20 protein-coding genes are annotated in these 20,505 nt (G+C 66.7%); 10 read left to right on the top strand and 10 right to left on the bottom strand.

Annotated features, from left to right (window positions below):
* Positions 1–22 precede the first annotated feature (22 nt).
* From RAD10_RS36075 to RAD10_RS36105, 7 genes are all read right to left on the bottom strand, one after another.
* Entirely contained in the window at positions 23–544 is a 522-nt protein-coding gene (locus RAD10_RS36075; protein ID WP_461621157.1) for an RNA polymerase sigma factor, read from the bottom strand.
* Positions 541–750: a YgaP family membrane protein gene (locus tag RAD10_RS36080; RefSeq protein WP_461621158.1), complete on the bottom strand. Its 210-nt coding sequence runs from the start codon at positions 748–750 to the stop codon at positions 541–543. The genes RAD10_RS36075 and RAD10_RS36080 overlap by 4 nt, the downstream gene beginning before the upstream one ends.
* Positions 751–845: 95 nt before the next feature.
* Positions 846–2,030 carry a serine hydrolase domain-containing protein gene (locus tag RAD10_RS36085; protein ID WP_461621159.1) on the bottom strand — a complete coding sequence of 395 codons (1,185 nt, stop codon included), beginning with the start codon at positions 2,028–2,030 and terminating at the stop codon, positions 846–848.
* Positions 2,031–2,096: 66 nt separating this feature from the next.
* A complete protein-coding gene (locus RAD10_RS36090) occupies positions 2,097–2,789 on the bottom strand; it encodes a GNAT family N-acetyltransferase (protein ID WP_461621160.1) in 693 nt (230 codons plus the stop codon).
* A 4-nt stretch (positions 2,790–2,793) separates the two neighbouring features.
* Positions 2,794–3,141 (bottom strand): Lin0512 family protein, encoded by a 348-nt coding sequence (locus RAD10_RS36095; RefSeq protein ID WP_026201886.1) that lies wholly within the window; start codon positions 3,139–3,141, stop codon positions 2,794–2,796.
* A 48-nt stretch (positions 3,142–3,189) separates the two neighbouring features.
* On the bottom strand, positions 3,190–4,992 hold the full coding sequence (locus RAD10_RS36100; RefSeq protein ID WP_461621161.1) for a chloride channel protein: 1,803 nt from the start codon (positions 4,990–4,992) through the stop codon (positions 3,190–3,192).
* 118 nt (positions 4,993–5,110) lie between these two features.
* On the bottom strand, positions 5,111–6,766 hold the full coding sequence (locus RAD10_RS36105) for an acetolactate synthase large subunit (protein WP_461621162.1): 1,656 nt from the start codon (positions 6,764–6,766) through the stop codon (positions 5,111–5,113).
* Positions 6,767–6,970: 204 nt separating this feature from the next.
* On the opposite strand from RAD10_RS36105, the gene RAD10_RS36110 reads away from it, so the two are divergent.
* The 7 genes from RAD10_RS36110 (at position 6,971) to RAD10_RS36140 (ending at position 15,668) form a co-directional block, all read left to right on the top strand.
* Positions 6,971–7,339 (top strand): MmcQ/YjbR family DNA-binding protein, encoded by a 369-nt coding sequence (locus RAD10_RS36110; RefSeq protein ID WP_461621163.1) that lies wholly within the window; start codon positions 6,971–6,973, stop codon positions 7,337–7,339.
* Between the two features lie 98 nt (positions 7,340–7,437).
* The gene (locus RAD10_RS36115; protein WP_461621164.1) at positions 7,438–8,826 is read left to right on the top strand and encodes an SWIM zinc finger family protein; all 1,389 of its coding nucleotides are present in this window, start codon (positions 7,438–7,440) and stop codon (positions 8,824–8,826) included.
* Positions 8,827–8,956: 130 nt separating this feature from the next.
* On the top strand, positions 8,957–10,249 hold the full coding sequence (locus RAD10_RS36120) for a DUF5691 domain-containing protein (protein WP_461621165.1): 1,293 nt from the start codon (positions 8,957–8,959) through the stop codon (positions 10,247–10,249).
* A complete protein-coding gene (locus RAD10_RS36125) occupies positions 10,246–11,322 on the top strand; it encodes an ATP-binding protein (RefSeq protein WP_461621166.1) in 1,077 nt (358 codons plus the stop codon). Before RAD10_RS36120 ends, RAD10_RS36125 begins: the two co-directional genes overlap by 4 nt.
* Before the next feature lie 16 nt (positions 11,323–11,338).
* Positions 11,339–13,564, top strand: coding sequence for a DUF5682 family protein (locus tag RAD10_RS36130; protein WP_461621167.1), 2,226 nt, complete (start codon positions 11,339–11,341; stop codon positions 13,562–13,564).
* A complete protein-coding gene (locus RAD10_RS36135) occupies positions 13,561–14,742 on the top strand; it encodes a VWA domain-containing protein (RefSeq protein WP_461621168.1) in 1,182 nt (393 codons plus the stop codon). Before RAD10_RS36130 ends, RAD10_RS36135 begins: the two co-directional genes overlap by 4 nt.
* 53 nt (positions 14,743–14,795) lie before the next feature.
* Positions 14,796–15,668, top strand: coding sequence for a GNAT family N-acetyltransferase (locus tag RAD10_RS36140; RefSeq protein WP_461621169.1), 873 nt, complete (start codon positions 14,796–14,798; stop codon positions 15,666–15,668).
* Positions 15,669–15,683: 15 nt separating this feature from the next.
* Here the strand turns inward: RAD10_RS36140 and RAD10_RS36145 are convergent, their stop codons facing one another.
* Entirely contained in the window at positions 15,684–16,409 is a 726-nt protein-coding gene (locus RAD10_RS36145) for an SDR family oxidoreductase (protein WP_461621170.1), read from the bottom strand.
* Between the two features lie 105 nt (positions 16,410–16,514).
* On the opposite strand from RAD10_RS36145, the gene RAD10_RS36150 reads away from it, so the two are divergent.
* Both RAD10_RS36150 and RAD10_RS36155 read left to right on the top strand, forming a co-directional pair.
* Positions 16,515–17,405 (top strand): LysR family transcriptional regulator, encoded by an 891-nt coding sequence (locus RAD10_RS36150; RefSeq protein WP_461621171.1) that lies wholly within the window; start codon positions 16,515–16,517, stop codon positions 17,403–17,405.
* A gap of 16 nt (positions 17,406–17,421) precedes the next feature.
* Positions 17,422–17,808 (top strand): ester cyclase, encoded by a 387-nt coding sequence (locus RAD10_RS36155; RefSeq protein WP_461621172.1) that lies wholly within the window; start codon positions 17,422–17,424, stop codon positions 17,806–17,808.
* A gap of 21 nt (positions 17,809–17,829) precedes the next feature.
* On the opposite strand, the gene RAD10_RS36160 is transcribed toward RAD10_RS36155, so the two are convergent.
* Positions 17,830–19,050, bottom strand: a complete 1,221-nt coding sequence (locus RAD10_RS36160) for an MFS transporter (protein WP_461621173.1) — start codon at positions 19,048–19,050, stop codon at positions 17,830–17,832.
* Between the two features lie 380 nt (positions 19,051–19,430).
* Between RAD10_RS36160 and RAD10_RS36165 the strand changes: the two genes are divergently transcribed.
* Positions 19,431–19,889 (top strand): cupin domain-containing protein, encoded by a 459-nt coding sequence (locus RAD10_RS36165; RefSeq protein WP_461621174.1) that lies wholly within the window; start codon positions 19,431–19,433, stop codon positions 19,887–19,889.
* Positions 19,890–19,893: 4 nt separating this feature from the next.
* Here the strand turns inward: RAD10_RS36165 and RAD10_RS36170 are convergent, their stop codons facing one another.
* Positions 19,894–20,472: a DUF308 domain-containing protein gene (locus RAD10_RS36170; RefSeq protein ID WP_461621175.1), complete on the bottom strand. Its 579-nt coding sequence runs from the start codon at positions 20,470–20,472 to the stop codon at positions 19,894–19,896.
* Positions 20,473–20,505: the final 33 nt, after the last annotated feature.

Genomic DNA, 20,505 nt, shown 5'->3' on the forward strand with positions numbered 1-20,505 from the left:
TTGCTCGAACAGCGGTCATGTCTCATCTCGTCAGATATTCGCGCATCAGCGCGCGGGCGCGGTGCAGCCGGGCCTTTACGGTCTGCCTGGATGCACCGAGCGCGACGGCGATTTCCTCGATGGTCATTTCCTTGACGTCGCGCATCAACGCAACGTCGCGATAGTGCGGCGGCAGCGCCTCGAAAGCTGCGGCGACGTCGAGCCGCAGATCGTTTTCAGGACGCGTCAGCAGCAGCGCTTCGGCCTCATCGTCATCGATCGCCGGCGCGAGGCCTGCCTTGCGCGCCAGCCGAAGGCATTCGCGGCGGACCACGCTGAACAGCCAGGCCGAAAACGCCAGCAGCGAACGGATGGTGCCGACGTGACGGAACAGGATCCACAGCGCTTCCTGCGTCGCATCCTCGGCATCCGCCGAGCTGCGGCAGGTCGCCCGAGCATAGCGGCGGATGTCCGGCTGCGCCGTCTCGAGCAGCGAGGAGATCGCATGGGGATCACCGAGCCGAGCGGCCTCGAACAGCTTTGGTGAGATCGCAGCCGCACTCACGACACGCCCCCTCGCCCGATCCCCGCCATCGCACACATCGGGCAATAGCCGACGAAGCCGGTCAGCGCGAAGCCGGCGCCGCCCAGCGCGACCAGCCACGCCGTCGCACCGGCCAGATAGACGAATGCCGCGACCACCACCGCCACGCCCGCGGCGATCCGCACCGCCTGGTGCAGGCCGCCGATGTTCTTCCTGTAAAATGCCATCGCATCCTCCGAGATGAGCCGAGGCAAAGTGCCTCGACCATCAAGAGAGCGCGCCGGCCGGAAAGGATTCGCGGGGCGCGTGATTTTTTTCGCGGTCAGCCTCCGACGGCCTGATAGGCCAGGCGCTTGAACTCGAAGAAGAACGGATTCCAGAAGCCCATGTAACGCTGGGCCATCAGGACGCCCGCGGTATTGGCCTCAGGGCAGATCCACCAATGCGTGCCGGCGAGCCCGCCCCACTGGAATTCCCCGGTGGAGTTCGGCGGATCGAACGGCGTCGGCGCGAACGTGACGGCGCCGCCGAGGCCAAAGCCCTTGCCCGGGATCGGGCCGAGATTGGCGAAGCGGATGGTCTGCCCTGCCGGGAGCTGGTTCGTCATCATCTGCCGCAGCGTCTCCGGCTTCAGGAGCGCATCCGAACCGGGCAGCAGCGCGCGGACCAGCGCGAGCATGTCCGGCAGGGTCGAGACCAGACCACCACCGCCCGAGAGCCGCGGGAATGGCCGCCGATAGGCTTGCGGAAACGGCAGATTGTCGGCCCGCGTGAGGCCGGGTTTCATGGGATCGAGCACATCAGCGCCATTGTAAAGCGCAACCAGCCTGCCCTGCTGCGCTTCCGGAACATGGAAGCCGGTGTCGGTCATGCCGAGCGGGTCGAAGATGCACGCCTTCAGAAAAGCGTCGAGCGGCTTGCCGGAGACGACCTCCACGATACGGCCGAGCACGTCGGTGGCCACCGAATATTCCCAGGACGTCCCAGGGTGATAGGACAGCGGCAGGCTGGCGAGTTGTTCGATCATGTCGGCGAGTGGCGTCAGCGGATTGAGTACGCGCGCCTCGTTGTAGGCTTTGAACAGCACCGTGCCGGGATCGAAGATGCCGTAGCTGAGGCCGGAGGTGTGGGTCAGGAGCTGCCGGATCGTGATCGGGTTCTTCGCCGGCTCGACATCGGCAAGGCTCGAAGCGCCCGGCTTCAGCACCTTCCGATTAGCGAGCTGCGGCAGGAATTTCTCGATCGGGTCATCGAGGCCGATGCGGCCTTCCTCGACCAGCAGCATGATCGCGCAGGTGACGAAGATCTTGGTGTTGGAGAACGCGCGGAAGATATGGTCGGGACGAAGCGCGGTCTTTGCTTCGCGGTCGGCAAAGCCGACGCATTGCTGGTCGACCACCTCGCTCCCGCGCAGCACGGCCCAGGATGCGCCCGGAATGATCTCCTGATCAACGTAGCGCTGCATCGCCGTCCGTGCGGCGGAAAATTCCGTAACCTTGGCGTCCATGAGTTTCCCCCAATTGCGGTTTGGACGGATATAGCGCGCTTTCGCAGGAAATGAAGGCCGCAGCGCCTATTGCTGCTTCATGAAGGCTGTGACGTGCAGGCAGCGGCGGATGCGCATGCCCTGCCGCTGGTACAGCGCGATCGCCGACACGTTGCTGGAAAACACGTGCAGGAACGGAATTTCCCCGCGCGCCTCGATCCCGCGGGCGACGGCCGCAAGCAGCGCCTGCGCATAGCCGCGGCCACGATAGTCAGGATGCACGCACACGGCCGTCATCTCCACGAACTTGCCCGGCTTCATGCGCTCGCCCGTCATCGCGACCAATTCGCCGCCGGCGCGAATGCCGAGGAACGTGCCGAGCTCATGGGTCCGCCGTGCGAACGGACCGGGCTTCGTCAGCTCCGTCAGCGCCATCATCGCGGGAACGTCGTCGGCCCCCAGAGTGACGATCTCGGCATCGCGGAGCGGACTGTCGGCGGGCGAGCCGATCATCTGCTCGCAAGGCCCGGCGATCACGACCTTGAAGCCGGCGGGTACCTCGACCGGATCCGGCGTGAATAATGCGGCGACCTGCGAGCCCGACAGGAGTTCACCGAGCGCGGCAAAGCTTGCCGCGGACATGTCGACCATGTCGGCAAACGGCGTCATGTCGACGGGATAGCGCAGCGCCCGCGGGCCGCCTTCGGCCAGATGCTTGTGGCTGGTCGTCAGCGCGCTCCAGATCGGACGATCCAGCAGCGCCTCATCGCTGTCGGACACCGGCCTAGTCCTTGTCGAAGCTGACGATCACCGCAGCATTGGCGATGAGGATGGGATCGTTGGCCACTTCGGTCGCCGAGGGAATCTCCAACCCGCCCTTGACCGCGGTGACGGTCACGGTGCCGTAAGGAAGCTCCTTGGCCACCGCCTCCTTGTCGACGGCTTCCGGATTGGGCACCGCGATCGTGACGTCGACGAACATGTCGTTCGCGGTCTTGCCAATCATCCGGAAGAAGCCGAGGCTCGAATGCCTGATGGCATCCGACACCGCGCGCTTGGCCGCCTTGGTGGCGTCCCTGCCGTGGACATCGACGCCCATACCCATCTCGGTGACGCAGCGAACACGAGTCATGCTCATTCCCATTAGTGCTGGAGTTCAGAAGGGCCGACCTTCCGCGATCTACGCCTCCGGCACAAGCGCCTTTTCGCGCAGGAAATATGCGTTGCGGTCCTCCTCCTGCGCGTTCACGACCGCGCGAATTCGCAACAAATCCTTGCGCGCAACCAGGCCCACCACACGATGACTGGTGCGTTCGACCACCGGCAGGCGCCCGAGATCGGAGGCGACCATGAGATCGGCGATCCGCCCCAGCACGTCGTCGGGATGCGCTATCACGGCCGATGAGTCCGAGACGACGTCGTCCAGCGTTGCCGCCTGGTGATCGCCCTCGGTGCGCCAGCGCAGCACATCGGCGCGCGTGACCATGCCGGCCAGCCGTCCATCGGCAGTGACGACGGGATAGGATTTGTGACGGCGCTGGTCCGAGGTGAAGAACGCGACCGCTTCGTCGATGGGCATGCCGACCGGCAGCGTGTCGACATCAGTGACCATGACATCGGCGGCGCGGAGCAGCTCGAACGGATCGATCGCGTATTCGCGCGTGATATGCTGGCCGCGGCGCGCGATCTTCTCGGTCAGGATCGAGCGCTTCAGGAGCAGCACCGTGACGGCATGCGCTGCGCCGGTCGCCGCCAGCAGCGGCAGCAGCATATCGATATTGCCTGTCAGCTCGATGGCGAACATCACGCCTGTCAGCGGCGAGCGCATCGTGCCGCCCATCATCGCGGCCATGCCGACCAGTGCCCAGAATGACGCGCCACCGGGCAGCACCAGCCCCTCCATCCATCCGGCGGTGCCGCCGAGAATGAGCAGCGGCGCCAGCACGCCGCCCGACGTGCCTGAGCCGAGCGCGATCACCCAGACCGCGGACTTCACCAGCAGCAGCCGGATCGCCTCATCGCGCGCCATGTGGCCCGACAAGAGATCGGCGATGACGTCGTAGCCGACGCCAAGCGCGCGCGGATCGACGAGACCGCCGAGGCCGACGATCACGCCGCCAAGCATCGGCCACCACATCCAGTGCACCGGCAGGCGGTCGAACAGGTCTTCGATCGCGTAGAGCAGCCGCGTCATCAGCCCGGATTGCAGGCCGGCGACGATGCCGACGCCGATCGCTGCCGCCAGCCCCCACCACGGCAGATCCGGCCGCTCGGCAAACGGAAACAAGGGTCCGGTCCCGAACAGCAGCGGGCGCCAGGCCGCCGAGATCACCGCCCCCGTCACCACGGGCAGGAAGCTGCGCGGTTTCCATTCGAACAGCAGCAGTTCGACCGCGAGCAGGACGGCCGCGATCGGCGTGCCGAAGATCGCGGTCATGCCGGCGGCAGCACCCGCAACCAGCAGCGTCTTGCGCTCGGCGGCGGTGAGATGAAAGCACTGGGCGAAGATCGACCCGATCGCGCCGCCGGTCATGATGATCGGCCCCTCGGCGCCGAACGGTCCGCCGCTGCCGATCGACACAGCCGAGGACAGCGGCTTCAGGACCGCGACCTTCGGCTGCATCCGGCTGCTGCCGATCAGGATCGCCTCGATCGCTTCGGGGATGCCGTGTCCCCGAATCTTCTCCGAGCCGTAGCGCGCCATCAGCCCGATCACGAGACCACCGAGCGCCGGCGCCAGCACCATCCAGATCCCGGGACGGGCATTCGCCAGCGAGACGTTCTCGGTGCTGAAATGACCGAACCAGACCAGATTGGTGACGAGCGCGATGAGCTTCAGCAGCACCCATGCGGCGCCCGCCCCGAGGCTGCCGACCAGCAGGGCCATGCCGATCAGGATCAATACACGGCGGTCGGCGGTGAAGTCTCCGGGCTTGCCGCGAGGACGCGGGAGGCCGCCGGCGATGTCCAGGGTCTGGCGCATGGATAGCTCTTGTCGGGAGATTTTGGCGGGAGGGTTCTTGGCGCTGCCAATATATCGTGTCACGATATATATCAAGGAATGGCTGGTATGATCCTCCGGGCAAATGTCGGCCGGAGCGCTACCTCTCCCGCGCCCGCAGCTCGTCCACGAGCACCCGCACGTTCTCCGAATAGTCAATCGGGATCACGACCAGATGCACGCCGCCCTCTTTGAAGGCGGCATCCAGCGTCGGGCCAAAGCTGTCGATGCTCTCGATCCGATGCCCCTTCGCTCCATAGGCCTTCGCGTAGAGGACAAAATCGGGATTGCCAAAGGTCATGCCGTAGTCGGCGAAATGATCGACGGCCTGCTTCCAGCGGATCATGCCGTAGGCCCTGTCCTCCAGCACCAGCACGACCAGATTGAGCTTGAGGCGGACGGCGGTCTCCATCTCCTGGCTGTTCATCATGAAGCCGCCGTCGCCGGCGACCGCGAGCACACGGCGATCGGGATAGAGCATCGCGGCCATCATCGCCGACGGCAGGCCTGCGCCCATGGTCGCCAGTGCGTTGTCGAGTAGCAGCGTGTTGGCGACGCGGGTGCGATAGTTGCGCGCGAACCAGATCTTGTACATGCCGTTGTCGAGCGCGACGATGCCGTTCTCCGGGATCACCTGCCGGATGTCGTGCACGATCCGCTGCGGCGTCGGCGGCCAGCGCGGCTCGGTGGCGCGGTCGGCGATGTGACCGAGAATCTGCTCGCGCAACGGCAGCAGCGCCGCAGCCTGCGGCAGCTTGCCTTCGAGCCGATCGGCGAGCAGCTCCAGACTCGGGCCGACGTCGCCAATGACCTCCGCGTCGGGAAAATAGACCAGCTCGACACTGGCCGACGTGTAGCTGACGTGAATGACCTTCGGGCCCGCCGGCCCCATGATGAAGGGCGGCTTCTCGATCGGGTCGTGACCGATCGCGATGATCAGGTCGGCGGCATCGATCGCGTCATGAACGTAGTCGCGTTCGGACAGTGCGGCGGTGCCCATGTAGAGATTGGTGCCGCCGGGCACGGTACCCTTGCCCATCTGCGTGGTGAAGAACGGAATGCCGGTTCGCCGCACGAAGCTGGCGATACCGTGGGTCGCGCGCGGCCGGCTGGTCGCGGCGCCCATCATGACCAGGGGATGTCTCGCCGACAGAATCATCTCGGCGGCGCGGTCGAGCGCGACGCGATGGGCGACAGGGATTTCGATCGGATGGACCGGGACCACGGGGACATCAGGCACTTCGTCACCCGCGATGTCCTCGGGCAATTCCAGATGCACCGGCCCCGGCCGCTCCTCCATCGCGACGCGAAAGGCATCGCGCACCACGGTCGGAATGCTGGAGGCGCTGACGATCTGCCGCGACAGTTTCGTCAGCGGCTTCATGGTCGCGACCACGTCCACGATCTGGAAGCGCGCCTGACGGCTGCTCATGATCGGCTTCTGGCCGGTGATCAGGATCATCGGCATCGCGCCGAGATGCGCATAGGCCGCGCCCGTTGACAGATTGAGCGCGCCGGGCCCGAGCGTCGAGAGGCAAACGCCGGGCTTGCCGGTCAACCGCCCATGCGTGGCGGCCATGAAGGCGGCAGCCTGCTCGTGACGGGTCAGGACCAGCTCGATCCTGGAGGTGCGCAGCGATTCCACGAGATCGAGATTCTCTTCGCCGGGAACGCCGAAGATGCGGTCGACACCTTCGTTCTCAAGCGCCGCGACAAACAGGTCCGATCCCTTCACCTTGCGCTCCTGTCCGCTCATGTCGCCTCCGCTTGTGCTCGCTCCCGTGTTCCACGGCAGTTGGCACATGTTAGCGGCCTGCGGCGCCGGCACAACTCACAAAGGGCGACACACGGCATCAACTTCGCCATTGCCGTGCGAACCAGGCGAAACAATCGAGGGTCTCTCCGCGAGGCCGCCAGCATGCACGTTGCAAGCGGCGCGCAACCTGCTATCGCTCCGGCAATGACACCCAGATCCTTCGAAACCCGCTGCCTGCGCCTGCCTGCCGTCACCAAGGTGGTGCAGTGGGAGGGCACCTCCGTCTTCAAGGTCGGCGGCAAGATGTTCGCACTCGGCGGCGGTTTTGCCGCGCGCTCCGGCGGCTACATGTTCAAGACCGCGAACATGGCCTACGCCATGCTGATCGAGCAGGGCCTCGCCCGGCCGGCACCGTATTTGGCGCGCGCTAAATGGGTGCAGCTCGTCAGCAACAACGCCTTACCCGATGCAGAGCTCATCCTGTATCTGGCGCAGGCGCACGCGCTGATCGCAGCAAAGCTGACGCGGAAGACACGCAAGGAACTCGGCCTCGCCTCACCGGAGCGACCATGACCATTCCCGCGTGCAGCACAGGGATCGCTCGCGGCGACATTGAGCTTTCATTGTTCCCCGTTATACTGCCGCTTCTGGATTCGATTTAGGGCATCGGCGTGGCGATTGATCTGAAGGCGGTCGAGCAACTCGCTACCGATCAATCCTCACTCAAGGCCGCCGCCGGCCTCGCCAAGCCCGCCAAATGGTCCGGTGTCGGCATGAGCCGTGATGCCGCGCTGATCTGGGGCGAATGCGCGGGCTCCGGCGCCAATCCGTACCGCGTGATGGCCGATCTGCGCGACCTCGGCAACAAGTGCACCTGCCCCTCACGCAAATTCCCCTGCAAGCACGTGCTCGGCCTGTTGTGGCTGAATGCGGAAGCGGTGGTGCCATTCACGCCCGCCGACACGCCGGCCTGGGTCAGCGATTGGCTCGGCCGCCGGCGCGGCCCGTCCACGGCAAAGCCTGCGACCAATGCGCCGCCCGGCGGCGACAAGGATCTGGGTGCCGCACGCACCGCCGAGCCTGAGGTCGCAGACGACCCGAAGGACGTGGCGCGGCGCGAGGCGCAGGCAGCCAAACGCAACGAGGAGACCGAGCGCGCCATTCTCGATGCGCTGGATGCACTCGAGCAATGGATCGGCGACCAGCTTCGCATGGGATTGTCGGGCTTCATCGACGATGCCACGGCGCGATGCCGGCGGATCGCAGCGCGGCTGGTCGATGGCAAGGCCGCGGTGCTCGCCGGCCGGATCGACGAGCTGCCGTCCCGCCTCCTCGCGCTTTCTGCAGGTGATCGGCCGCGCGGCGCCGTGGTCGAGCTCGGCAAGCTGGTACTGCTCGCGCGCGCCTTCCGCGCCACCCCGCGCAACACCGAGATCCGGCGCGCGGTCGCCGCCTCGGAGACCCGCGAGACGGTGCTGGCCGATCCAGATGCGCTACGGGTCGATGCGGATTGGGAGGTTCTTGCGGAGCAGGTGCAGACGCGCCGTGACGGGTTGGTGTCGCAGACGACATGGCTGCTCAACCTCGCCGCGGCCGGTCCACGCTTCGCAATGCTGCTCGATTTTTTCCCGGCAAGCGCGGGAAGGCGCGGTTCAGTCTTCACGCCCGGCGAGCGCTTTCACGGCGAGCTCGTCTTCTATCCGTCGGCGCAGCCGCTTCGCGCTTTGCTCGTCCGGCGCGACCCCGCGCAGGAGATGCCGGCGCCAGTATGGCCCGCACCGGACGACACACTCTCCGAGGCGTTGACGCGACCGTTGCTGGCAGAGCCCTGGGTGATCGACATTCCGCTGCTGCTGCCGCAGGGGCGCATCGCGCGCGACGCTGCCGGACACACATGGTGGCGATCGGCCGATGGCCTCGCGACGCTGCCGGTCGCCTCCGAGGTCAACAGCATTCTGTGCGGCACCGATCTCACGCGCACGGCTGCGATCTGGTCTGGCAATCGGCTCGCGATCCTCGCCGCGCAGACCCCTTGGGGGCGGATCGGCGGCCATGACTGAGGCGACAAGGGCCGAAGCAATCTTTGAAGCCATGAGCGCAGTCCTCTCGCGCTGGACGATGGGATCTGCGGCCGCGCCTGCCGCCACGCTCTGGCGTGCCGAACTCGGCGACGATCCTGCCGAAGCGGAATTGCGGCTGCTTGCGCTTTCAGGCCAGTTTCTCGGCACGTTGGTAACGATGGAGCCGGCTTCAGTGCTCCGCGTCCTGCCTGATATCCCGACGCTTGCACCGCCGACAGTGCCCGAGGACCTGCGTCCGCTCGTGCGCCGGATGCTCGCGGCGAAGAAGCAGGCGCACGCCGGAACCGAACTCGTCCACTTCCTCGCAGCGCGCGGCTGGACAACGCATCCGGCCGACTGGATGCCCGCAGGCGATGATGACGACGCGCCGGACGTCTATGCCGTCTGGCGCGACTGGGCGACGATTGCCGAATCCGACGGCGCCGCGCGGCATCAGACCCGCGACGATCTCACCGCCGAGAACTGGGACGATTTCTGGCCCGCCGCGCGCAAGGCGGCACTGGCCGCACTCAGGCGACGTGATCCGTCCGCTGCGCGCGCGGTGCTCGAGGCCAAGCTCGCGAGCGAGACGGCCGACGCACGTTTGCGCCTGCTGTTGCTGCTGTCGGAGCGGCTATCCGATGACGACATCGCCTTCCTCGAACGCATCGCGGCCGACGATCGCGCTCCCAAGGTCAAGGCGCTTGCGGCCTCGCTGCTCGCGCGTCTTGGCCGAGGCCCTGCGGCCGGCGAGGACGTCGCCGAGCTCGCCGGCTTCTTTTCGGTCAAGACCAAGGGGATTCTGCGCCGCTCGCGCGTGATCCAGGCCGAACCACTCAAGACACCAGCGCAAGTGCAACGCCGCAAGGCGCTGTTCGACGGCGCCGACCTCGCCTCGTTTTCCGCAGCGCTGGGGCTTGCGCCGCAGGAGCTGATCGCCGCCTGGGACTGGAACGTGGACCACGCCGCCGACATGTCATTGATCAACCTGATCGTCGCGACCGGGGCGGATGCGCTGGTCACGCAAGCGGCGGACGCCATCGGCGAACGCGATGCCACCGGCCTCGTTGCCGCGCTCGCGCCGCGCCTTGCGCCCGCCGAACGCACAGGGCATGCCGAGGCGGCGCTGCGCACCCACGGCATCAGCTTCGAACTGGCCCAACAACTCGCAGGCGCAGCGGCACGGCTGGACGATCCGCTCTCTGCACCCGCCGGCAAGACCCTGCTCGCCGCGCTTCAGCGCGATGACGCAAGGCCTGGCGATCAGGCCTTGGAGCTTCACGCGCTGGGCCTCATCGCCTCGCGCGACGGCGCGCAACGATCACTGCATCGACTGACGGCTGCGGGCCTGCTGCAGGGCGACCCGCGCCTCGACATGCTGCGGCTCAACGCCGCGTTGGACGACAACGGAGCGAAACCATGAGCGAGAAACTGCGCTTGCCCGCCGAGGACAGCTATGCCGCGGAGCTGAAGGCACTGGCCGCGGGCGACGGACATAGACCACCGGGCTGGGCGCTGTCGCCGCGGCAGGTCGTGACCTACCTCATGGGCGGCAAGGCAACCGACGGGACGGTGATCACGCCGAAATATGTCGGAGACAAGCGGCTGATCGAGACCGCCGTTGCGACACTTGCGACCGATCGCGCCTTGTTGCTGCTGGGCGTGCCCGGCACTGCCAAATCGTGGGTCTCCGAGCATCTCGCTGCGGGCATCACCGGCGACTCCACACTCGTGATCCAGTGCACGGCCGGGACCGACGAGAACCAGATCCGCTACGGCTGGAACTATGCCCAGTTGCTCGCGCACGGGCCGAGCCGCGAAGCGCTGGTCCCGACGCCGCTGATGCGTGCCATGGAGACCGGCAAGCTCTGCCGTTTCGAGGAACTGACGCGGATGGGCAGCGACGTGCAGGACACGCTGATCACGGTGCTGTCGGAAAAGATGATGCCGGTTCCTGAGCTCAACACTGCCGTCTATGCCCAGCGCGGCTTCAACATCATCGCCACCGCCAACAACCGCGACAAGGGCGTCAACGAATTGTCTTCCGCGCTCAAGCGCCGCTTCAACGTCGTCGTGCTGCCCCTGCCCGACAGCGCCGAGGAGGAAGTGGCGATCATCGTCAAGCGGGTCGGCGAGATGGCGCAGAATCTCGACCTGCCGGCACCGAAGAACGTCGCCGACGAGGTCGCGCGCGTGGTCTCGATCTTCCGTGAGCTGCGTTCGGGTTCGACCGAAGACGGCAAGATCGCGCTGAAGTCGCCCTCGGGCGGGCTGTCGACAGCCGAAGCGATCGCGGTGATGGTCGGCGGCATCAGCCAGGCGACCTTCTTCAACGACGGCAAGCTGACACCGGAAACGCTCGCCAGCAACATGATCGGCGCGGTCGTGAAGGATCCGGTGCAGGATACAGCCGTGCTCGGCGAATATCTCGAAACCGTGCTGAAGAAGCGGCGCGGTTTTGAAGGCTACTACGCTTCGTTAACCGATCTGATCTGACGGCACGGCACGTCCGATGGCAGGCCAGGTCTCTCTGTTCGGCATCCGGCACCACGGCCCCGGATCGGCGCGGCGGCTGGTGGAAGCGCTCGATGCGCTGAAGCCCGCGGCAGTGCTGATCGAGGGCCCGGCAGATGCATCCGAGTTGCTGCCGATGCTCGCCGACCCTGACATGGTGACGCCGGTGGCCTTGCTCACCTACGCCGAGGACAATCCGGCGAACGCCAGCTTCTTTCCCTTTGCCGACTATTCGCCGGAATACCAGGCCGCACGCTGGGCGGTGCGCCACGGCGCGACCCTGCGCTTCATCGACCTGCCGGCATCGGACCGGCTGGGTGCCACCGACGGCGACATTGCGGAGGAAATTGCGGCAAGGGCCGAGGCCGATCCAATCAGCCACGACCCGATCGGGGCGCTCGCCACTGCCGCAGGCTATGACGACGGCGAGTCCTGGTGGTCCGACGTCATCGAGGAAAATCCTGCAACGGGGCCGATCTTCGCGGCCGTTGCCGATGCGATGACGGCGCTGCGCGCGGACGAAAAATCGCTGTCGGCCCGCGAGGCCGCGCGCGAAGCGCATATGCGGATCGAGATCGCGAAGGCGGCGAAGGAATGCGATGGCGCCATCGCGGTCGTCTGCGGCGCCTGGCACGTGCCGGCGCTCGCCGAGCGTCGCAGCCTTGCTGCGGATCGCGAACTGCTCAAGGGCCGGCCGAAGACGAAGATCAAGGCGACCTGGGCGCCCTGGACCGCGCCGCGCCTGGCGCGCGCGAGCGGCTATGGCGCGGGCGTGGTGGCGCCGGGATGGTGCGCCCATGTCTGGGACACGCGCGAGCGCGATCGTGCCGCGGAGTGGCTTGCCAAGGCGACGCGCGTGCTGCGCGATCGCGGCCATTTCGTATCGACCGCCTCGGTGATCGAAGCCCAGCGTCTGGGCACGGCGCTCGCGGCGCTGCGCGGCCGTCCTGCGCCGGGTTTCGCGGAGCTGCGCGAGGCGGCCATCGCGTGCCTGTGCAACGGCGAGCGCGCCATGTGGGAGGATATTTCGGCCGAGCTGCTGATCGGCGCAGGGGTCGGCGCGATCCCGGCCGCGACACCGCTCGCGCCGCTGCTCGAAGATCTCCAGCGGCAGCAGAAGGCGACGCGGCTCAAGCCGGAGGCGCTCGATCGGCCGCTAACGCTCGATCTGCGCAGCGAAAGCGGGCTGATGCGATCCACGCTGCTGCACCGGCTGAACGCGCTCGACGTGCCCTGGGGACGGCTGACCGATGCGGGCCGCAGCCGCGGTACCTTTCGCGAGAACTGGCAGCTGCGCTGGGAGCCGGAATTCGCAGTCAGGCTCGTGGAGAATCTGCTCTTCGGTTCGACCATCGCCGAAGCTGCCGGCGGACGCCTGATCGAAGCGATGGGCAAGGAAGCCGAGCTTGCTCCGCTCGCGACGCTGGTGCGCAATGCCATGATCGCCGACCTTTCCCGCGCCACCGCGTTCGGCATCGCGGTCCTGGAGACCAAGGCGGCGCTGACCAGCGACGGACAGTCTCTGCTTGCTGCGCTGCCGCCGATGGCCGACATCCTGCGCTATGGCGAGGCGCGCGCCGGCACGGTGGAGCATCTGGCGGCGCTGATGCCGCGCATCGTGGTGCAGGCCGCACTCGCTTTGCCCTATGCCGCGCGCAATCTCGACGGGCCCGCGGCGGCAAAGCTGCGCGGCGCGCTGCTCGCAGCCGACACCGCGATCCAGCTTGCCCAGATCGAGCCCGAAATCGTAGCCAGCTGGCGCGATGCGCTGAGCGCACTGCTGGACGATGATCAGGCGACGCGGTTGATCGCCGGCACCGCGGCCCGGCTGCTCTACGAGGCCGAGCTCTTGACCGCGGATCACGCGGCCGACCTGCTGACGCGGATGCTCTCGCCCGGCACGCCCGTCGCGGAAGCGGCCGGCTTCTTCGAAGGCTTCTTCGAGGGTGCTGGCCAGCGGCTGATCCACGATGCCACGCTGCGCGGCGCCGTTGACGCCTGGTTGATGACGCTGGACGAGGACGCCTTCACCGCCAGCCTGCCGCTGTTCCGCCGCGTCTTCTCGGCGCTGGACCGGACCGAGCGCAGGCGGTTGATGGACGCGCTGTTCGCGCGCCGCACCGATGCCGCCAAGGGATATCGGCTGCTCGCCGGCGCAGGCGAGATCTGGCCCGCGCATCAGGCCCGCGTGCTCGAACTTCTCACCTCGGGAGCTGCGCGATGAGCGAAGCCGATGAACGCAGCCGCCGCTGGACGCTCGCCCTCGGCGTTGACGCCGAGGGCGCCGAGAACGGCCCCGCCCTGTCCGCCAGCGACCGCCGCATGTCGGAGGCGCTGACAGCGCTCTATGGCGACGGCGACGAGGCGCCGAAGAAGGGCCGCGGCGGGCTCGGAGGCTCGGCGCCGCGCGTCGCAAAATGGCTCGGCGACATCAGGGAGTTCTTCCCCGCGCCGGTGGTGCAGGTGATCCAGAAAGATGCCTTCGAGCGCAAGGGCCTGCGCCAGATGCTGCTCGAGCCCGAATTCCTTGCGACCGTCGAGGCGGATGTGAGCCTGATCGCCGATCTCGTCGCGCTGCGCGGCGTGATGCCGGAGAAGACCAAGGACACCGCCCGCATCGTGATCGCCAAGGTGGTGGCCGAGCTGATGGAACGGCTCGAGCGACGCACCGCGGACGCGGTCCGCGGCGCCCTAAATCGCTCGCTGCGCACCCATCGCCCGCGCTTTGCCGACATCGACTGGCCGCGCACCATCAAGGCCAATCTGCGTCATTACCAGGCCGAGCACCGCACCGTGGTGCCCGAACGGTTGATCGGCTTCCTGCGCCAGCAGCGCCGCATCGTCGATCTCGAAGAGGTCACCCTGTGCGTCGACCAGTCGGGGTCGATGGCAACCTCCGTCGTCTATGCCTCGATCTTCGCGGCAGTGATGGCCTCGCTGCCGGTGGTCGCGACCAAGCTCGTCTGTTTCGACACCGCGATCGTCGACCTCACCGAAGAGCTCGCCGATCCCGTCGAGGTGCTGTTCGGCGTCCAGCTCGGCGGCGGTACCGACATCAACCGCGCGGTCGCCTATTGCGAGGAGCGCATCGAATGGCCGGCGAAAGCGCATCTGATCCTGATCACCGACCTCTATGAGGGCGGCGATGCGGACGCCCTGGTCGACCGGCTGGCGCGGCTCGCAACGCGCGGCATCAACGTGATCGTGCTGCTGGCGCTGACCGACACCGGTCACCCCTCATACAATCCCGCGCTGTCTGCGAAGGTCGCAAGTCTCGGCATTCCCGTGTTCGCATGTACGCCGGATCAGTTTCCGGATCTGATGGCAACCGCCCTGAAGCGCGAGGACGTTGCCGGGTGGGCCGCCGACCAGGACATCAAGCTGATCCGGCCGGAAACCTAGCATCAGCTCCCGCTCGATTGACAGACCGCGATATCTGACTAAAGTCAGACATCATGCTCGACCCCGTTTCTCGCGTTCGCCGCTTCAACCGTGCCGTAACCTCCGCCGTCGGTGCGCTCGATACCTCGTTTCTTGGGCGCGGCCGCCCGCTCGGCGCGGCGCGTGTGCTCAATGCGATTGGGCACGGGCGTTCGGACGTGGCCGATATCCGCGACTATCTCGGCCTGGATTCCGGTCTGATGAGCCGGCTGCTGCGCAGCCTGGAAGAGGACGGTCTGGTCGAGACCGCCGCGCATGAGGACGATGCCCGCCGCCGGGTCGTGACATTGACGCGTGCGGGCCGGCGCGAGTTCGCGGCCTACGAGGCGCTGTCGAACACGCAGGCCGAGGGCTTGCTCGCGCGGCATTCGCAAGCTGACGCCCTGCTGGCGGCGATGGACCTGATCGCGTCCGCATTGACGCGCGAGCGTGTTGCGCTGGAGGAGATGGATCCGCAAAGCGAGCAAGCGCGCTACTGCCTCGGCGAGTATTACGCCGAGCTCGGCCGCCGCTTCAGCCAAGGCTTCGACGTCTCGCTGTCGCGCGACCCTGACGCCAAGGACATGCGCCGCCCGCGCGGCAGCTTCATCGTCGCGATGTCGGACACGCTGCCGATCGGCTGCGTCGGCCTGAAGGGCACCGATCACGGCTATGCCGAGATCAAGCGGCTGTGGGTGGCGCCCGCCGCGCGCGGATTGCGGCTCGGCCGGCGCCTGATGGACGCGACCGAGAGCGCCGCGCGCGAGCTCGGCAACACGCTGCTGCGGCTCGACACCAACAGCGCGCTGCCCGAGGCCGGCCAGCTCTACCGCAGCACGGGCTGGCGCGAGATCCCGCGCTACAATGACGATCCCTACCCGGACCTGTTTTTCGAGAAGCGCATCTGATGCGGATGGGTATCGTCACCTCGTCCGCGTCGGGCGCACGACGATCTCGTTGACGTCGACGTCATCGGGCTGCTCGATCGCGAAGCGCACCGCGCGGGCGATTGCGTCTGGCTGAAGCGCAATGGCCCGATAAGTCTTCATCGCCTCCGCGGCCACGGGATCGGTGATGGTGCCCGCAAGCTCGCTTTCGACCACGCCGGGATGGATGCAGGTGACGCGGATATTGTCGTGCTCCTGGCGCAGGCCATCCGAGATCGCCCGCACCGCATATTTCGTGGCGCAGTAGACGGCTGCCGTCGGCGACACGCTCAGCGCACCGATCGAGGCGATGTTGATGATCTGGCCGGAGCCGCGCGCCACCATCTCCGGCAGTACGGCGGCGATGCCGTAGAGCACGCCCTTGATGTTGACGTCGACCATCCGGTCCCACTCCTCGACCTTGAGCGAGGCCATCAGCGACAGCGGCATCACGCCGGCATTGTTGACGATGACGTCGACGCGGCCCCAGACTCCGCGCGCTGCGTCGGCAAAGGCGGCAAAGCTGGCGCGGTCGGTGACGTCGAGCGGATGCGCGAGCGTCGTTCCGCCCCGCCCGTTCAACTCAGCCGCAAGCGCGTTCAGACGGTCGGTGCGCCGCGCGCCGAGCAGAACCTTCGCGCCGGCCGCGGCCAGCTCGCGCGCAATGCCTGCGCCGATACCGCTGGAGGCGCCGGTGATGAGAATGACTTTGTCGATTGGCATGAGGGTTCTTCCCGTTGCTTTCGGAGTGATCGCGGGAAGATGGACCGGCGCCATCGCTGTGATAAGACGACGATACCTAACCACACTGACAAGCTACGCTAACCGATGGAACCAGACCTCAACGCCCTCGCCGTCTTTGCGCTGGTCGCCGAAGAGCGGAATTTTCGCGCCGCCGCCGACCGTCTCGGCGTAACCCGCTCGGCGGTGAGCCAGACGATCCGGCGGCTGGAGGAAACGCTCGGCATCGCGCTGGTCCAGCGCACCACGCGCAGCGTCAGCCTGACCGAGGCCGGCGAGCGGCTGCATGCGGAGGTCGGGCCTGCGATCGCGGACATGCGCGCCGCGCTCGACGGCACCGAGGCGCTGCGCGGGCGGCCGCGCGGATTGCTACGCCTCGCCGTCTCCTCGATCGCCGAGCATTTTCTCTCGGGGCCCTTCCTTGCGGCCTTCACCGAGGCGAACCCGGAGGTGCAGCTCGACATCACCGTGACGGATGCGGAATTCGACATCGTCGCCGCCGGCTATGACGCCGGCGTCCGCCTTGGCGAGGTCATCGAGCAGGACATGATTGCGGTGCCGATCGCCGGGGAGGAACGCCAGCTCGCCGTCTGCGCGCCGGATTTCCGCGACCGCTTCGGCGTGCCCTCGCATCCGTCCGAGCTTGCGTCCTTTCGCTGTATCGGCTGGCGTCCGGCGCCGAATGTTGTCCCCTATCGCTGGGAGTTTGCCGACGGCGGCAAGGAGTTCAGCGTCGCGGTCGCGCCCGAGATCACGACCAACGACATGGCGCTGATGATCAAGCTGGCGGTGGCCGGCGCCGGCATCACCTTCGGCATGGAGGCGAGCTTTCGCCCCGCGATCACGCGCGGCGAGCTGGTGCCGATCCTGGAGGACTATTGCCCCCGCTTCGCCGGATTCTATCTCTACTACCCGAGCCGCCGCAACGTCGCACCGAAGCTGCGCGCGCTGATCGAGCATCTGCGGCGGCGCGCGTGAACCGGAAGGAGCCAGTATGGAGAAAGAAGAGCTCGCCGGCATCTATCGTGCCTACATCGCCTGCCTGAACCGGCAGGATTGGCCGGCGCTCGGCCAGTTCGTGCATGAGGAGGTCGCCCACAATTCGCGGCCGCTCGGGCTCTCCGGCTATCGCGCGATGCTCGAGCAGGATTTTCGGGAGATACCCGACCTGCAATTCCACATCGAGATGCTCATCATCGATCCACCCCGCATCGCGGCACGACTGAAGTTCGATTGCACGCCGGTCGGGACGTTCCTTGGGCTTGCCGTCAACGGAAGGCGCGTGTCGTTTTGCGAGAACGTGTTCTACGAATTCGGCAACGACAAGATCCGGCAGGTCTGGTCGGTGATCGACAAGTTCGCGATCGAGGCGCAGCTCTGACCTTGCGCCTCGATGTCGAACCTACGCCGCCGCCGGCGCCACCTCGCCTTGCGGCTTCGCGAACGGCCTGAAATTCATCGCCATCAGGAAGGCACCCAGGCCCATCGCCCAGGAAGCGATGTAGAGCCAGGCGTAGCTGGAGAAGGCGTCGTAGATCAGGCCGCCGGCGAGCGGGCCCGTCGCCATGCCGAGGCTGCCGGCCATCGCGGTGCCGCCGATCACCGTGCCCATCATCCGCAGCGGAAAGTTCTCGCGGATCAGCACGGCGTAGAGCGGCATGGTGCCGGCATAGATGAAGCCGAACACGGCGCCGACGGCGTAGAAGGTCGCGAGCTGATGGGCGAAGACGTAGGCGAGCGCGCCGAACGCCTGGAGCAGCAGCCCCGAGACCAGCACGCGCTTGGCCCCGAAGCGGTCGCCCATCAGGCCGAAGGCGATGCGCCCGCCGAGACCGGCAAAACCCTCGATGCTGTAGATCGTCACCGCCGCGACCAGCGGGATGCCGCAGCTCACGGCATAGCTGACGGTGTGGATGATCGGACCGGAATGGGTGGCGCAGCAGAAGAAGTTGGTCGCGAGCAGGATGAGGAATTGCGGCGAGCGCAGCGCCTCACCCATCGACATCTCGCTCTGCGCGGCCCGCTCGCCCGTTGGTGCGACCACGGCCTGCGCTAGCGCTGGCGGGCGGCGCACCAGGAACGAGACCGGAATCATGATGGCGCCGACGACGAGCGCGATGATCTGCATCGAGGTGCGCCAGTCATGGTTCGAGACGAGCCAGGCGGCGAGCGGCGCCATCGTCATCGGCGCCACGCCCATGCCGGCCGACACCAGCGACACGGCAAGACTGCGATGGGTATCGAACCAGCCGGTCACGGTCGCCATCATCGGCGCGAAGATCGCCGCACAGGAGGCGCCGACCAGAAGGCCGAACACGAACTGGAACACGATCAGGGAGGTCGCATGGCTCGCCGCGAACAGGCTGAGCGCCAGCACCGTCGATCCCGTCAGCACGACCGGCAGCGGCCCGAACCTGTCGGACAGCGTGCCCCAGCCCATGCTGGTGAAGGCCATCGCCAAAAAGCCGATCGTCATCGCGCTGGAGATGCCGGTCACCGACCAGCCGGTGTCCTTGGCGATCGGCTGCAGGAACACCGGCAGCGAAAACATGCCGCCGATCGCCACGCAGCCGAGCAGGCCGCCCGCGGCGACGATCACCCAGCGATAGTTGGAAGAAGTCATTTCGGTCTCCCGTCAGGTCTGTCTCACGTGGAAGACGAATGGGAACAGTGCTGGCCGACAATGGAACGTCATTTTTGCCGCACGCTTTTGTGAGCTGCCAGCACAAAGTCGAAAAACAACCCCATGCACAGTAGCCGGGCGCTGTCGGATCAATGACTTACGAGGCAGACGATTTGCAACACCCATGACGCCATTTGACTCGTCGGGCAAAACACCGGCACCCTGCCATCATCCCGCTCTTCCAGATCCCGCCTACCCCCGCGATCGTGACGTCGCGATCCAGGGTTCGCCGCGCAATTGCGGCGAGGTCCGTGGCCGTATTCGCTCTCCATCGCGGCACGCTCTCCCCATCCCATATCGCCAACTCCAGGGACGCATCCATGCCAAAGATCGACATCGCTGCCGTGCCAACGCGCAAGGGCTCCGGTTATCCGGCGCCCTTCAATGCGCCTTGCTCTGATCGCATCCGCCAGCGGCTCGGCGATGCCGGGGGCCTGAGGGATTTCGGGGTCAATCTGATGCGCCTGCCGCCGGGCAACTGGTCGAGCCAGCGGCACTGGCATTCGCACGAGGACGAGCTCGTCTATGTGCTCGAAGGCGAGCTGACCCTGATCGAGGACGGTGGCGAAACCGTGCTTCGAGCGGGCGACTGCGCCGCCTTCCCGAAGGCTAGCGGCAACGGCCATCACATGGTCAACCGGTCGGATGCAACGGCCGTCTATCTCGAAATCGGCTCGCGCTCACCCGACGACCTCATCACCTGCTCCGACGTCGACATGATGAGCCCGGCATCCGACGGCCGATTCCTGCACAAGGACGGCACGCCCTATCCGGCGTGACGTCTCACAGCGCCGCACCACGGCGCCACGTGCCGACGGTGAGCCAGACCGCCGAGACAAGGAAGTACAGCGCGCCGACCGCAGCGTAGCCCGCGACGTTCGCGATCGACGGGATTGCGGGCATCGCGGCCTGAACGATGAAGAAGCCGCCTGCCAGCGCCGACTGGCCTCCGCTGAGCACCATCGCCCATTGCGCGCCGTAGCTCCTCCAGCGCCGGACCGCCGTGCCGAGCTGAAGCAATCCGGCAAGGATCGCCCACGCGCCGAAGATCCCGAGCACCCAGTTCATGCTCACCCGCAAGGCGAGGATGACCGCGATGGTGGTCGCCAGGCTGACCAGCACGTTCAGGGCCTGGATGCGGTTTTGGTTCAATCCGCCGCTGCAGAACGCATCGAGATAATTGGCCGCGGCGTCCCATGCCGGATAGGCGACGAGCAACGTTCCCGCGATCGCCGCAGACGACGGCGCGGCGGCAAAGGCGGCAATGACCCAGGCAACCGAAAACGCGGCACGAAGGAAATAGTATTGCTTCAGCCATTGCGCACGGTCGGACGTATCCGACGCCCTCTCAAGATTTCTCATTTTCTTTCCTTACCTACTAGTTGGTAGATTTCT

The sequence above is a fragment of the Bradyrhizobium sp. 23AC genome, from assembly GCF_054863025.1.